Here is a 13,420-nt window from a genome sequence, read left to right on the forward strand (position 1 = left end):
GTGAGAGTAGGTCATCGTCAAGATTAAATTCCAGAACCCCATCTGCTCACGCAGATGGGGTTTTGTTTTTGCGCCAAAAAAATTATCAGCTCCGGCCTTTGTCCTGCCCCGACCTGTGGGAGCGAATTCATTCGCGATGGGGAGCTGCATGCGACCCACCTTAATCAGTCTGAACTGAAGTCTCGCGAATGAATTCGCTCCCACAGGTTGGCTGAGGTCGTCATGTAGCAGTCCGGCTGCCGGCGGTAGCGATTTCAAGGACGCCACCGCTGGCAAGCCGTGCTGCTACAGAGTTATGCCTGACATTCATAGCGCCCACAAAAAAGCCCCGCATTATTGCAGGGCTTTTTGTTACCGCTTGAAAGGCTTACCCAGCAGCCTCTTGCGCCACTTCAACCGCCTTCACTTTAGTTACTTCATCGCGACGCTGAATGTATTTCCAGTCAGCCTCATCGATGTAGATACCCGCAGGACCGCTACCACCTTCAAGATCGATCGCCACATGTGCCGACACCTGAGGCTTAACGCTCGCCAGGATCGGTACAAAGCCCAGTTGCAGACTTGTTTCCAGCAATGCTGCCTGGTTGCGTTCGTCGATGTCGGCTGCTTCGTCGAGGTAGTAAGGCAGGCGCACCCGGCCGGCCAGATCACGGTCCATCAAGTGCAGCAACAGGTACATGTTGGTCAGCGCCTTGATGGTCATGGTCGTGCCGTTGGACGCCGCGCCATCGATATCGGTGTGGATAACCGGCTGGCCGTTGACCTTGGTGATCTCGAACGCCAGCTCGAACAGGTCTTTGAGACCCAGCTGATTGTGGTTCGCGGCCACAAGGCGCGCCAAGTATTCCTTGGCCTCTTCGTTCTTGTTGTCCTGTTCCGCACTCTGGCTCAGATCGAACACCGACAGCGTTTCGCCTTCTTCGTACTGACCGGCGCTGTGGATGATCTGGTCGATGTGTTTGAGCGCTTCCTTGTTCGGCGCCAACACAATGCGGAAGCTCTCCAGGTTGGAGACCTGGCGACGGTTGATCTCGCGGTTGAACAATGCCAGTTGATGCTCAAGGCTGTCGTAGTCGCTGCGGATGTTACGCAATGTGCGCGCAATGTCCGTTACCGCCGCGCGACGAGCCTTGCCCAGGGTCAGGGCTTCATCGGTGCGGTGTGCGTACGCATTGATCAGCAGCTGCAGACGGCGCTCCATGTCGTCTTCGCTGTCGAACTTGGCCACGCCCTTTAGGCGCACCTGAGCGTATAGCGCTTCGATCTGGCCATCACAACGCTGCAAGCCCTGCCAGCTGTCCTGATAGTCGTTAAGCAGCGGCAGCAGGTTATCCAGCGTGTCGTCGACCGGCTCCATGAACGGCGTGCCGAAGGGCAGGTTCGCTGGCAGCAATTGACGACGACGCAACGCGTCATCCAGCGTGCGCTGCTTGGATTCCAGATCGCCGATCTGGCGACCGACCAGTTGCAGCTTGGCCGACAGTTGCTGAACGCGCTCGGTGAAGGCATCGCTGGAACGCTTGAGTTCATCCTGCGCCGCTTCCATCTGCGCCAGTTGCTCCAGTTTCTCGCCTTCCTCGGCGGTCAACGTCTGGGTACGGCGGAAGTCTTCCAGCGCCTTCTGCGCATCCAGCACCTGCTGGTACAGCGCCTCGGTCTGGGTCTTGCTGGCCGCGCGGTCTGCGGCGACGGCCTGCTGGGTTTTCAGTTGCTTGAGTTCTTTTTCCAGACGCTCTTTCTGATCGCGCAGCGCCGCACGGTCGGCCAAGGCCTGCAGGGCAGGGGGCTCGATGTGCGACAGGTTGATCGACAGGCCCGGCACTTCGAAACGCTCGCCCTTGAAGCTATCGAGGATCGCTTCCAGGGATTTGACCCACGCCTCGCCGTCATCCAGCGCGATGCCTTGCTCGCCCAGTGGCAGGCTGAACAGCGCGCTGTTGAACAGACGCATCAGGCGCTCGACGTCCGGCTGCGAGAATTCTTCGCGCAGGCGGGCATAACTGTTGTTGTCTGCATGATCGAGTTGCTGCTTGACCGACTTCAGGCGTTTTTCCAGATCGCGCAGGCGCTCATCCAGATCCTCGGCGCTGAACTGACGGGACTGAGCCAGCGCACCGGCCAGTTCGTCGTGCGCGTCTTTCGCGGCGAGCAGTTGCTGTTCGAGCACACGGACGTCATCCACCAGCGCGAACCGATTCTTCAACACCGCCAGTTCGCCAATCCAGCGCTGGATGTTGCTGATTTCACGCTCCAGACGCATCAGCTCCTGAGTGCCGCCGCGTTGATCGTTTTGCAGGGCATCCTGCTCGCCACGATAGTGCTCGGCCTGAATGACCAGCTCTTCCTTGCGCGCGTTGGAGTAGTCCTGCCAGGTGCCGAGCAGCGAATCGAGCAGCGGCGACAGGCGATGCAGCTTGCCGCGCAGAATGTCGCGTTGCTTCACGCCGTTGGCCAAGGCTTCGACCAGAGGGCCGGCCAGTACCAGAGCGTTGTAGTCCTGTTCCATGCGACGTACATCGCGGAAGGCTTCTTCGCACGCCGCGATGTAATCCACGCTACCGGAGCGCAGGCTGTGCTCGAACGCGTCGAGGAACAGCTGCTTGAGCTTGGCAGCGGTGATTTCGCGCATGTGCAGCAGGTTGATGAACAACGCGCGGAAGGTCTTCAGGCTTTGTTCACTGGTGGAGCGCAGCGGGATCAGCGTCAGGTCCAGCGGGATCGACGTGTGACCGCCGACCAGCAAGCGACGCAGTTCATCAGGCTTGAGCTCGTAGGCTTTCAGGCCCTGGCTTTCCAGATTGGTGAAAAGCTCTTTCTGCCGCAGACAGGTGTCGTTCTTCTGGTAGTGGGCCAGGTCCAGCTTGCCGGCATAGGCAAAGAACTGGTGACCGAAGCCACCACCCGGACCGCGCCCGACCACGCCGATGACGTGGGGGCCGTGTGGCAGGGCGACTTCGACGAGGATGTAGCTGGTGTCCGAGGCAAAGTAGAAGCGGCGCGACTGATCGAGGCTGTACTTGCCGAAGGACATGTCCGACATGCGCGCCAGAATCGGGAATTGCAGCGCGTTGATCGAGGCGCTCTTGCCCAGGTTGTTCGCGCCGTAGACCGACAGCGGATGTTCCAGCGGAAACAGCCCGAGGCTGTAACCGGCGGTGTTCAGCAGGGCGAAGCGGCGGATGCCGTAGCGTTCCTGGCTCATGCGTCAAGCTCCTGTTCTTCGGCGATCGCGCGGGCCAGGGCCTGCTCTTCGGTTTCTTCTGTTTCGTCAAACTCGGCGAGATCGAGCGGGTCGTCGGTCTGCAACAGTTTCTCGTCGCTGTCGTCGTCGATCAGCACCGGCGTCGGCAACGGCAGGTCGCTGTGCAGGCTGGCGGCCAGGTCGCGGTCCTGTTGAACCGACAGGCAGACGTCGAGGAAACGATGCATCGGCGGCAGGAAGCGATAGATGCCCACTTCTTCGGAGGCGAAGCCGAGCTGGGTCATGCGGCGCATGATTTTCTCTTCCAGCTCTTCGACCGTTTGCACTTCGGCCTGCAGGAACAGGTCGCGATACTTTTCCAACAGCGACGGCAGTTCATCACGGCCCAGGCTGCCCCCATCGAGCACGGCGACCGGGTCGCGACCCTGGTCGGCCAGGTGCTCGACGAGGATGAAGGTGAACAGCGCCAGACGCTGAGCGGTCTTGTTGACCTGCGCGGCGGCCAGTTCCGGCACGAAGTAATAGAAGCCCCGGGTGTCGCAGACCAGTTCGAAACCCAGCGCCTTGAACAGCGTGCGGTATTGGTCCTGCGCGTTGGATAGCTGAGCGTACAACTCAGGGTCGCGGCGACTGATGTGGTAACCCTTGAACAGCTCGCGAAAGATCGGCGCGAGCTGGGACATTTCGGATAGATCAAGATGCATGGGCGGTGCCCTCGGAATTCTCTGGGGTGGCGTCTTTGCTCGAGAGCAGGGCGAAGGAGCGCAGGCTGACGCGGTGCTCCTGGGTCAGGTATTCGCGGCGTTCGAGACGCTCGCGCTTGAAGCGTTTTTCCCGCGACAGGCGCGAGAACCAATACAGCAATTCGTCGGTGGCACCAGTGGGCTCCTGCTCCAGCAGCCAGACCATCAGATCCGGCATTGGCAGCGCCTCTTCACAGCGCTCGACCATTTCCTTGACCGTGCGCGGCGCCCGAGGCGGCTCGCCCTTGCGGGTGATGTTGGCCTTGGGGAAGCGCGCCGGTTTCGGCTCGAAACGGGCCAGCGCATAAACATAGGCTTCGACCTGGTTCGCGCTGCCGAGAAAGGTGCTCTGAGGACGGGTGAACATCGGCATGGCGGCTTGCGGCACCGCGTCGATGCCCTTGCGGCGAATGGCCGAGAGGGCCAGCGCGGCGCCACGGGTCACGGCATTGTGACGACGAGCCTCTTCACGCAGCGGCAGCAGCAGTTCGCGGGCATGACGCAGGGTCAGTTGCGCGCTGGTCTGCATTTCCAGAATCCGCGCGTGGGTGCGCAGCAGCATGTCGTCATCGACCAGATGCCCCAGGCGTTGCTGATCGGTGAGCATGCGCAGCAGCACGTTCTCGACCTTGCGCACGCCCTGTTCAAAGGCGCCGTCGGCGTTGACCAGCTGGATCATCGGCTCGACGTATTCGTCCCAGGTCGCCAGTACTTCGGCATAGCGCTGACGCAGCGGAATTTGCCGGTCGTGGGTCTTAGCGCGTTCGGCCACGGCGACCAGCGCCTGTTCGTCATTGGCGAGCTTTTTCAGGACGTCGCGCACGCGCATGTCGAGCAGGCGCAGCTGGCGAGCGAGGTCATTGGCATCGCGGGCTTCAAAGGCTTCCTGGATGTAACCGGCCAGGCGCTCCAGATGGCGCAGGTAGGCTTCGATTTCTAGGCACAGGCCCAGGCGATGCTCGCGACGCAGGTACGACAGGAAGTCGTGGATCTGCGCGTTCAGCTCGAAACGGTTCGGGCTTTTGGCCACGGGAACCAGAATGTCGAGACGAATCCACACGTCCAGCAGGTTGGTGATGTCCTGGGGCGTGCTTTCCAGTTGCTGGGCGGCCAGTTGCAGGCGCAGTTCGCTCAGGCTCAGGGTGCCTTGGTCGAAGTGCTCGCACAGTGGCTCAAGAAGCGCCCAGTGTTCGGCAAGGGCGCGCAGGACGCGCTTAGGTTCGATCATCGGATGGCCGCTGGTTGGCAAATAAAAGCGGCGATTGTACTGCATCGCAGGCGTTGGTTTTCACCCTCAGTCGATCAACTGCGGCGTGATTCGTCGAAGGCCTGTAGAATTCCCCTCCTGACTTTATCCACAGGTGGCTGTCCCTTGCTCAACGAGCCTCGCCGCCGCGCTTATCTGACCGCCATGCAGGTGGTCAGCTGGCTGCCGCGCACCGATCTGCCCTTTGCCGCTCCTTCGCGTCCGGAGCTGCTTGCGCCGTTGCCGGTGTTTGACGACGAGGTCGAGTTCGCGCCGCAGCCGGCCGCACCCGCGCAGGCAAGAAGCAACGCGGCGACGGCAAGCCCTGCGCCGGTCGCACGCACGGTCGAGCGGCCGAAGATCGAGGTGCCGCGTCCGTCTTCAGCGGGCAAGCCGGTCGTCAAGGTGGCCAAGGAAGAGGAAGCCGCACCTGTCGTAGCCAAAGCTCCCGTCGTACCACCGCCACGCTTTGCCCTGCAATTGCTGCGGGCCGGCAGCTGCCTGCTTTTGGTGGAGCTGGCAACGGGCGAGCCCTTCCAGAGTCGCGACCCTTCCTATCTGTTGCTCAAGGATATGCTGCGCGCCGCGGGTCTTCCCGACAGTCCGCAGATCATCGGCGAGCCCGTACGCTGGCCGTTGCTGGTGCGCGGCCAGATGGATCAGGGCCCGGAAGCTGCGCGGGACTTCGTGCAGGGCTTTCTCTACGCCCGCGTCGAGGAAGAGCCTTGTACCTGCCTGTGGCTGATCGGGCTGCCAGCGGTACGTTTTGCCGGTGAAGTTGACGCCGAATCCTACAACCTTGAATTCCAGGTCGAAGGCCTGGGTTCGGCCTGGGCGCTGCCGGGCCTGGAACTCCTGATGGACGAGCCTCAGCGCAAGGCCGACGTTTGGCGGGCCATGCGTCAATTGATGGCTCGTTGGAAGACCGTGAATGAGTGATGCCGTAACGTTTCGCCGCATGACCGAAGCCGACCTGGATGCGGTGCTGAAAATTGAGTACGCAGCGTTCAGCCACCCGTGGACGCGCGGCATCTTTCTGGACGGGCTCAAATCCTACGAAATCTGGCTGATGTTCGAAGGCAATCAGCAAGTGGGGCATGGGGTGATCAACGTGATCATCGATGAGGCGCACTTGCTAAACATCACTGTCAAACCGGAGAGCCAGGGGCGTGGGCTGGGGTTGTTGCTGCTCGACAAGCTGATGAAGCGGGCTTATGAACTCAATGGCCGTGAATGCTTCCTGGAGCTGCGGGCCAGCAATCAGTCGGCGTATCGGTTGTATGAGCGGTATGGCTTCAATGAAGTGGGGCGTCGTCGTGACTATTACCCGGCGATTGGCGGGCGTGAAGACGCGTTGGTCATGGCCTGCACGTTGACGGATTAATGTTTAAACCTGTGAGAGCGAATTCATCGCGAAAAAGGGTGCAGGCGATAGAGATACACCGCCCGTCCCAATGTCTCGCGAATGAATTCGCTCCCACAGGGTTTTATACCGCCTGAACCAGGACGTTAAATCTCAGGCTTGCCATCCAGCGGATCAAGGATCGCCATTTCCTCTTCATCCAGACCACCGCCGGCGCCGATTTCATCTTCATCGACGACACTGAGGTCGAAATCCGCGGGCCCGCCTTGGCCCTCTTCTCGGGCTGAGCGTGCGCCGTCCTCGTCGATCAGTGTTTCCGGGCTCATGTCGTCGTCGGTCGGGTTGTGATCATCGGTTGATGCACCTGTCATGCCCGCTTCGCGCACACGCTCGTCGGGAAGGTAGGTTTGCAGCTCGTCTTCTGGAATGGTGTCACCGATACGTCCGCTGGGTTCGTTATTGTCATTGAAGTTGAGCTCTTCCATCGAGCCCATGCGGTCTTCGTTGTCATCGATAGGCTCGGGTTGGGTGGCGCCGAATGGGCGACGTGGATCGTTCATGGCAAATCCTCTTTGTGTGCAGTCTTGTTGGGTGGACCGGGGGCGGCGATGAAGATTCACTCCGGTTCTCGATCGGTAGGCGCAAAATGGCGTGACCCCATGGGCAGATCGCCAGTCATAGCTGGGCATCATTTCCGAGGCATCAACGCATGAACGAATTACAAGATCTGATCGATAACAACGAACGTTGGGCTGCAGCCATCAAGGAAGAGGACCCTGAGTTCTTTGCCAAACTGGCCCGTCAGCAGACCCCGGAATACCTCTGGATCGGTTGTTCGGACGCTCGTGTCCCCGCCAATGAAATCGTCGGCATGCTGCCGGGCGACCTGTTCGTGCACCGCAACGTGGCCAACGTCGTGCTGCACACCGACCTCAACTGCCTGTCGGTGATTCAGTACGCCGTCGATGTGCTTAAGGTCAAACACATCCTCGTCACCGGCCACTACGGCTGTGGCGGCGTGCGCGCCTCGATGCAGGATCGCCAGTTCGGCCTGATCGACGGCTGGCTGCGCACCATTCGCGACCTGTATTACGAAAACCGCGAGCTGTTGAGCAAGCTGCCGACCGAGGAAGAGCAGGTCGATCGTCTGTGCGAACTGAACGTGATTCAGCAGGTGGCTAACGTGGGGCACACCAGCATCGTGCAGAACGCTTGGCATCGTGGGCAGAAGCTGTCGATTCACGGCTGCATCTACGGCATCAAGGATGGCCGTTGGAAGAGCCTGAACACGACGATCAGCGGGTTCGAGCAGTTGCCGCCGCAGTACCGGTTGCGTCCGCTGGGCGAGTGATCTCTCGGGCTGAGGATCGATTGTAGAAGCGCGCTGCCCGAGATTGGGTGAGTCAGTCGGCTGACACTGACATCGCCGGGCCAGCGCGCTCCTACAGGCGTCAGGCCTGCTTTTTCAGCATCTCAGGCAATGGCTTGCGCAGCTGATCGAGCTGCCTTCCCACCGACCCTGTCCGACATTTCGCCGCTGCCTGATCAGGCGTCAGGTTGCGAATCGAGGTGTAGAACAGCTTGCAGGTCTCGACCTTGTCAGTGACCTGCCAGTGGGTTGTGCATTGTTTCAGCAACGCTGCCGCATCGCCCCCCGGCTTCTGGCCCATGCCCGCCTGCCAGCACGCCGCGCTCAAATCCTGACCCATGACCTTCAGGCCCGCTTCGTCGGCCTTGGTCTGATCGCCGCCATAGTTACTCTTGTCCGCGGCGTACCAGATGTAGCTCGGGTGGTTGGAGCCGATCACCGAAACGTTCTGCCCAGTGGTGGGGCTGATCGTCGCCAGGCCCAACACGGGCACCTCGACCTTGTATTGCTCCTTCAACCAGCTACGCACTGGCGCGCCAAACGCGACCATCGGTAGCGACATGCCGGTCTGGTTCTGGCTGATCTGCTTGACCATGGTGGTCTGGTAATCGTTGAAGTAGCCGTAAACCCCTTCCAGATCCTTGCCTGCATTGGAAGGCGCGGCAATCGGTGCGATGTCGATGATGGTCTGATAGGCAGGCGTCTGGTCGGCAGGAATGCCGTTGTCGGTGAGCAGCGCGGCCCAGCGGTCGGAGGTGGCTGAGCGCAGGTAGTCCTGGGCCTGAGTCAGCGAATAATCCGGCGGGAAGTGCAGCAGTTCGACGCTCTTGCGGTTTTCCAGGGCCATGCCCAGAGGCAGGAACAGGTACCAGTTGTAGGCAAACTTGCCGTCGATATTGAGTTTTTTCGCCCCGTTGTAGGCCAGCTCGCCAGCGTCCAGCAATTGAGTCAGGGGCTTGTCGTAACCGTCCGGCACGCCGCTTATTGTCGCGTGCAACTGATCGTTGTCGTTGACCACACTGACCTTGGCACTGGCGTAGCCATCGCGCTGAACGCTCTGGGTCAGGTAATGCTCGACGGTTTGCTCCAACGTCCAGTTGCGAAAACAAATGACGTTGCAGTTGTTGGGGTAGGCGAACAGGCGGGTGACGCGTTCCTTGCTGCCCAGTTTGACCTCGACGTCCGCTTGGGCGGGGAGGCTCAGGGTAAAGGCGACGAATGCGGCGCTCAATGCAGCGGTTTTGTTCATGCTCATGTCCTTGTTGGCGTGGGCGCCCGTCTGGGTGGGCGTGTTTCAATAATGAAACACAAGGACATGGGCAGAAAATGGTTCAAGCCGCTTTTTTTACGCGCTACAACACAAACCGCTGAACCATCGAATTCAGATCCGTCGCCAGCATCGCCAGGGCGTTACTGGCTACTGTCGTTTGCTGTGCGCCGGAGGCTGACTGGGTCGACAGATCGCGAATGCTGCTCAGGTTGCGGTCCACTTCGTTGGCGACCTGGGCCTGCTGTTCGGCCGCGCTGGCGATCAGCATGTTGCGGTCGCTGATGGTCGAGGTCGAACTGATGATGACTGTCAGCGCCTGGCTGGTGGCCGCGGCCTGTTCCAGCGTCTGGCTGGCCTGTGCGGCGGTGACGCGCAGGGTTTCGGCGGTGTCCTGGGTGCTCTTCTGCACGTCGTTGATCAGGCTTTCGATCTCGGTCGTCGAAGCGCTGGTGCGCTGAGCCAGTGAACGCACTTCGTCGGCGACCACGGCAAATCCCCGTCCGGCTTCGCCTGCCCGCGCTGCTTCGATCGCAGCGTTCAGCGCCAGCAGGTTGGTCTGGTTGGCGATGGCGCGGATCACTTCGAGAATCTTGCTGATGCTCAAGGTGCGCTCGGCCAGCCCGTCGGCCTGATGCGAGGAGTCGAGCACGTTATCGGTCAGCTCCTTGATCGAGTCGATGGTCCCCGTCAGGCGCAGGCGGCCTTCGGCAGCGGCCTCATTGGAGGCTTTCGATTCGGTCGAGGTGTTGCTGGCGTTGTCAGCCACTTCCACTGCAGCCTGGCTCATCTGGTTAACGGCTACAGCGGCCTGTTCGATTTCGTCGTTCTGCGCCTGAAGGTTCTTTGCGCTCGCTTCGGCAATCGCGCCCATTTCCTGCACCGACTGGCTCAGCTGGCTGGCCGCCGCGTAGATCTGATCGATGGTGCCGTGCAGGTTGCCGCGCATCTGCCCAAGCATTTTCAGCAGTTGAGCGGTTTCGTCCTTGCCTTCGGGAATCGGCTGCGGGCTCAGGTCACCTTCAGCGATGGTGCTGGCGATCTGCAGCGACTGACGCAGCGGCCGAATGATGCTTACGCTCAAACGCCAGGCCAGCAGCAGGGTCAGCACCAGTGCCACGGCAATCGCGCTGACGGCGATGATGCGCGTCTGCTGAAAACGACTGCCCGCGCCGTCGACTGCCACGGCCGCGCTCTGTTTGTTCAGCTCACGCAGCAGCTGCACCTGCATGTCCATCAAATCGCCTTGCAGGCTCAGCGAGGTGTTGAGCAGCATGCGTGCGTCATTGAGTTTGTTCTGTTCGATCAGACCGATTTCATCGCGCAGCCCCGGCATGAACGCGCTGTAGGCGTCTTGCAGAGCCTTGATGGAGTCACGCTCGGTGCTGTCCTTGCTGTGCGCGAGGTAATCGCTGAAGCCTTTTTCGACCTCGTTTTTCAGCTGCTCGACGTTGATCTTGCTGGTGACCACCGCGCTGGGGTCGTCCGCGTTGGCAATCAGCCGCGCGCTCTCGCCGCGCAGTTTGATCAGATCGATCGCGATGGCGTCCGCCATGGCCATGCTCGGCATCGCGCCGCTTTCCACCGCCTCGCCCTGATCGCGGATGCTCTGCATCTGCATCAGGCAGAAAACGCCCAGCGCCACCAACAGCAACGCCGTCACGCCAAAACACAGCACTAGTCGCTGGGCAATGCGCAAACGCCGCAGAAAACCAGGCTTGGACGAAGGACGGAAGAACCCACGCAATGACCTTTTCACCACACAAATCTCATCGACGAATACACCGGAGACTTGGTTATAGAGAGGTTCCGTGATGTCTTTATGACATCGAGTGGAAATATTTCAGATTTGTTGAGGTTTGACGGCAGATTGGCGACGAGTGGTGAGTTGCGCTGTTGTGGGTCGAATTCGGCATTTTCAGCGGGTGTTGTGGGATTGGTCTCTGTGACGGGGTTATGGGTTGTTGGAATATTTTCTGTACATACAATAATTCCATGCAGATAATCTTCGACGTTGCCAAGCGTGACAAAACCCTGATCGAGCGCGGTCTTGATTTCGCAGATGCGAAACATGTTTTTGCTGGCGTGCATTTGACAGCAGAGGATATGCGGCAAGCCTACGGTGAAACCCGTTTCATCACTGTGGGGCTGTTGGCAGAGCGTATGGTCGTTCTCGTCTGGACACCGCGCGGCGCGGCCCGCCGCATCATTTCCATGAGGAAAGCCAATGAGCGCGAACAAAACCTCTACCGGCACCGACTGGGTTGATCCAGACGATGCGCCAGAGTTGTCGGAAGATTTCTTTGAACAGGCCGACGAGTACATCGGCGCGAAGCTGGTAAAGCGTGGTCGACCGAAATCTCAGGTGGTGCGCGAACGGATAACGATTCGCCTGGAGCCTGAGGTGGTTCAACAATTCAAGGCGTCAGGCCCTGGCTGGCAAACACGCATGAATGCTGCGTTGGTTGACTGGCTCAAGACGCATACGCCGTCAGAGATTTCTGTTTAATCACGAGGACGATGAGCGTCAGCCCCAATCTCCTCCATAAACTCCCGCAAAAACCGCTGCGCCCGTTCATGCCTGACTTGGGCCATCTGTTTTCCCGTGCGCGTTTGAAAGCCTTCGGCGAGGGTGAAGATTTTGGTGGAGAAGTGATCGACCGCGTACCGTTTGTCGTCCAGCGCGCGGTTTTGCGATTGTGGGTCGGCGGGGTCGTAGAGGTGGCTGCCCATGCGCCCGGAGACGTAGAACAGCCGCGCGACGCCGACCATACCGATGGCGTCGAGGCGGTCGGCGTCCTGAAGGATTTTCGCTTCCAGGGTGGTGGGCGTGATATTCGCCGAGTAGCTGTGGGATTCGATGGCGTGGGCGACAGCGTTGATGCGCTCTTCATCCCAGCCCATTTCGGCCAGCAGCTCCGAAGCCTTTGCGGCGGCCAGGCGTGAGGCGCTGGAGCGGAAGGGAGAGTTCTTTTCTACGGCCACGCAGTCGTGCAGCAAGGTCGCGGCGAGCAGCAGTTGATGATCGCCGCCTTCCTTGTTGCGGATGGCGCAAACGTTGCTCCAGACCCGATGCAGGTGCGAGAGATCGTGAGAGCCGTCGGCCCGCTCGGCCACGGTGTGGGGGATCAGCTTGTCAGCCAGATCCTGAAACGGCGCGAAGGAGAGGGCGGTCATCGAGGGTCCTTTCAATGCAGGCTGGCGAATGAGGGTCAGCATACAAGATTGACCTGCTCTGGCGCCCCCGGTTCGTCAGGCCCATTGGCACGCAGCGCCGGCACTGCGGATGAATTCGCTCCCGCGCAGTTCCGTGGCTGGCGTTAAAGAGCGATTACTTGCCCTTCATCGCCGCCGTCAGCTTGTCGACGTTGTAGCGAAACATCTTCACGTAGGTCCCTGCAGGACCATCGGCTGGCGACAGCGATTCCACATACAGCTCGCCCCCCGGATGCGCACCACTGGCTTTGGCGATCTGCTGTACCAGGCGTGGGTCGCCGGAGTTTTCGAAGAAATAGGCGCTGACATGCTCCTGTTTGATCTGATTGATCAGCTTGCCCACGTCTGCGGCCGAGGCTTCGGTCTCGGTGGAAAAGCCCAGTGGCGACAGGAAGGTCACGCCATAGGCATCACCGAAATAGCCGAACGCATCGTGGGAAGTGAGCACTTTGCGCTGTGCGACGGGGATCGCGTTGATCTGGGCGCGGGCGTAGGCGTCCATGTCCTGCAGCTGAGCGATGTATTTCTCACCATTGGCTTTGTAATCGGCTGCGTTGTCGGGGTCGGCTTTCTGCAGGGCCTTGATGATATTTCTCACGTAGACGACGCCGTTGACCGCACTGTTCCAGGCATGTGGATCGGTGATCTTCTCGCCATCCTCTTCCATGCTGCGGGTCATGATGCCGTTGGACAGCACCACCGGTTCACCCTTGTAGCCGGAGGCTGTGATCAGCCGGTCCAGCCAGCCTTCCAGGTGCAGGCCGCTGACGAAAACCACGTCGGCTTTCTTCAATGCCTGGGCGTCGTTGGGGGTGGGCTCATAGACGTGGGGGTCGCCGTTGGGGCCGATCAGCGAGTTCACGTGTACATGATCGCCACCGACGTTATGCACCATGTCGGCGATAACGGTGAACGATGCAACGGTTTCCAGGGTTTTTGCCTGGGCGAAGTTGGCCAGGCCCGACAACGCCAGTACGGCGGTCAGAAGCGTCAAACGTTTCATGGTGTTTTCCT

13 protein-coding genes and 1 pseudogene are annotated in these 13,420 nt (G+C 60.2%); 5 read left to right on the top strand and 9 right to left on the bottom strand.

Annotation, left to right across the window (positions count from 1 at the left end; genetic code table 11):
* Positions 1 to 367: 367 nt before the first annotated feature.
* Genes mksF through mksB form a run of 3 tightly spaced genes read right to left on the bottom strand, consistent with a single transcriptional unit; the run spans position 368 to position 5,173 of the window.
* A complete protein-coding gene (gene mksF, locus AC07V9_RS26875) occupies positions 368 to 3,202 on the bottom strand; it encodes an Mks condensin complex protein MksF (protein WP_495018656.1) in 2,835 nt (944 codons plus the stop codon).
* Positions 3,199 to 3,906 carry an Mks condensin complex protein MksE gene (gene mksE / locus AC07V9_RS26880; protein WP_495018657.1) on the bottom strand — a complete coding sequence of 236 codons (708 nt, stop codon included), beginning with the start codon at positions 3,904 to 3,906 and terminating at the stop codon, positions 3,199 to 3,201. Before mksE ends, mksF begins: the two co-directional genes overlap by 4 nt.
* On the bottom strand, positions 3,896 to 5,173 hold the full coding sequence (gene mksB / locus AC07V9_RS26885; RefSeq protein ID WP_495018658.1) for an Mks condensin complex protein MksB: 1,278 nt from the start codon (positions 5,171 to 5,173) through the stop codon (positions 3,896 to 3,898). Before mksB ends, mksE begins: the two co-directional genes overlap by 11 nt.
* 144 nt (positions 5,174 to 5,317) lie before the next feature.
* Between mksB and AC07V9_RS26890 the strand changes: the two genes are divergently transcribed.
* Together AC07V9_RS26890 and rimI are read left to right on the top strand one after the other, a co-directional pair.
* Entirely contained in the window at positions 5,318 to 6,130 is an 813-nt protein-coding gene (locus AC07V9_RS26890) for an energy transducer TonB (RefSeq protein WP_495018659.1), read from the top strand.
* Positions 6,123 to 6,575, top strand: a complete 453-nt coding sequence (gene rimI, locus AC07V9_RS26895) for a ribosomal protein S18-alanine N-acetyltransferase (RefSeq protein ID WP_495018660.1) — start codon at positions 6,123 to 6,125, stop codon at positions 6,573 to 6,575. The genes AC07V9_RS26890 and rimI overlap by 8 nt, the downstream gene beginning before the upstream one ends.
* 125 nt (positions 6,576 to 6,700) lie before the next feature.
* Here the strand turns inward: rimI and AC07V9_RS26900 are convergent, their stop codons facing one another.
* On the bottom strand, positions 6,701 to 7,114 hold the full coding sequence (locus AC07V9_RS26900; RefSeq protein WP_495018661.1) for a serine kinase/phosphatase: 414 nt from the start codon (positions 7,112 to 7,114) through the stop codon (positions 6,701 to 6,703).
* A 149-nt stretch (positions 7,115 to 7,263) separates the two neighbouring features.
* On the opposite strand from AC07V9_RS26900, the gene can reads away from it, so the two are divergent.
* Positions 7,264 to 7,905: a carbonate dehydratase gene (can, locus tag AC07V9_RS26905; protein ID WP_110949859.1), complete on the top strand. Its 642-nt coding sequence runs from the start codon at positions 7,264 to 7,266 to the stop codon at positions 7,903 to 7,905.
* Positions 7,906 to 8,005: 100 nt separating this feature from the next.
* Here the strand turns inward: can and AC07V9_RS26910 are convergent, their stop codons facing one another.
* The 3 genes and pseudogenes from AC07V9_RS26910 to AC07V9_RS26920 form a co-directional block, all read right to left on the bottom strand.
* Complete coding sequence (locus tag AC07V9_RS26910; RefSeq protein WP_495018662.1) at positions 8,006 to 9,172, bottom strand: hypothetical protein; 1,167 nt, start codon at positions 9,170 to 9,172, stop codon at positions 8,006 to 8,008.
* 103 nt (positions 9,173 to 9,275) lie between these two features.
* A complete protein-coding gene (locus tag AC07V9_RS26915; RefSeq protein ID WP_495018707.1) occupies positions 9,276 to 10,151 on the bottom strand; it encodes a methyl-accepting chemotaxis protein in 876 nt (291 codons plus the stop codon).
* Positions 10,134 to 10,952 (bottom strand): annotated as a pseudogene (locus AC07V9_RS26920) (MCP four helix bundle domain-containing protein); the annotation flags it as partial. The pseudogene AC07V9_RS26920 and the gene AC07V9_RS26915, both read right to left, overlap by 18 nt.
* A gap of 233 nt (positions 10,953 to 11,185) precedes the next feature.
* Here AC07V9_RS26920 and AC07V9_RS26925 point away from each other — a divergent pair.
* Entirely contained in the window at positions 11,186 to 11,458 is a 273-nt protein-coding gene (locus tag AC07V9_RS26925) for a BrnT family toxin (RefSeq protein WP_495018663.1), read from the top strand.
* The gene (locus AC07V9_RS26930) at positions 11,418 to 11,699 is read left to right on the top strand and encodes a BrnA antitoxin family protein (RefSeq protein ID WP_495018664.1); all 282 of its coding nucleotides are present in this window, start codon (positions 11,418 to 11,420) and stop codon (positions 11,697 to 11,699) included. The genes AC07V9_RS26925 and AC07V9_RS26930 overlap by 41 nt, the downstream gene beginning before the upstream one ends.
* Here the strand turns inward: AC07V9_RS26930 and AC07V9_RS26935 are convergent.
* Together AC07V9_RS26935 and AC07V9_RS26940 are read right to left on the bottom strand one after the other, a co-directional pair.
* The gene (locus tag AC07V9_RS26935) at positions 11,696 to 12,367 is read right to left on the bottom strand and encodes an HD domain-containing protein (protein WP_495018665.1); all 672 of its coding nucleotides are present in this window, start codon (positions 12,365 to 12,367) and stop codon (positions 11,696 to 11,698) included. The genes AC07V9_RS26930 and AC07V9_RS26935 overlap by 4 nt on opposite strands.
* Positions 12,368 to 12,521: 154 nt before the next feature.
* Positions 12,522 to 13,409 carry a metal ABC transporter substrate-binding protein gene (locus AC07V9_RS26940; RefSeq protein ID WP_495018666.1) on the bottom strand — a complete coding sequence of 296 codons (888 nt, stop codon included), beginning with the start codon at positions 13,407 to 13,409 and terminating at the stop codon, positions 12,522 to 12,524.
* Between the last annotated feature and the right edge of the window lie 11 nt (positions 13,410 to 13,420).

It is taken from the genome of Pseudomonas sp. GW821-FHT02A11, from assembly GCF_059421985.1.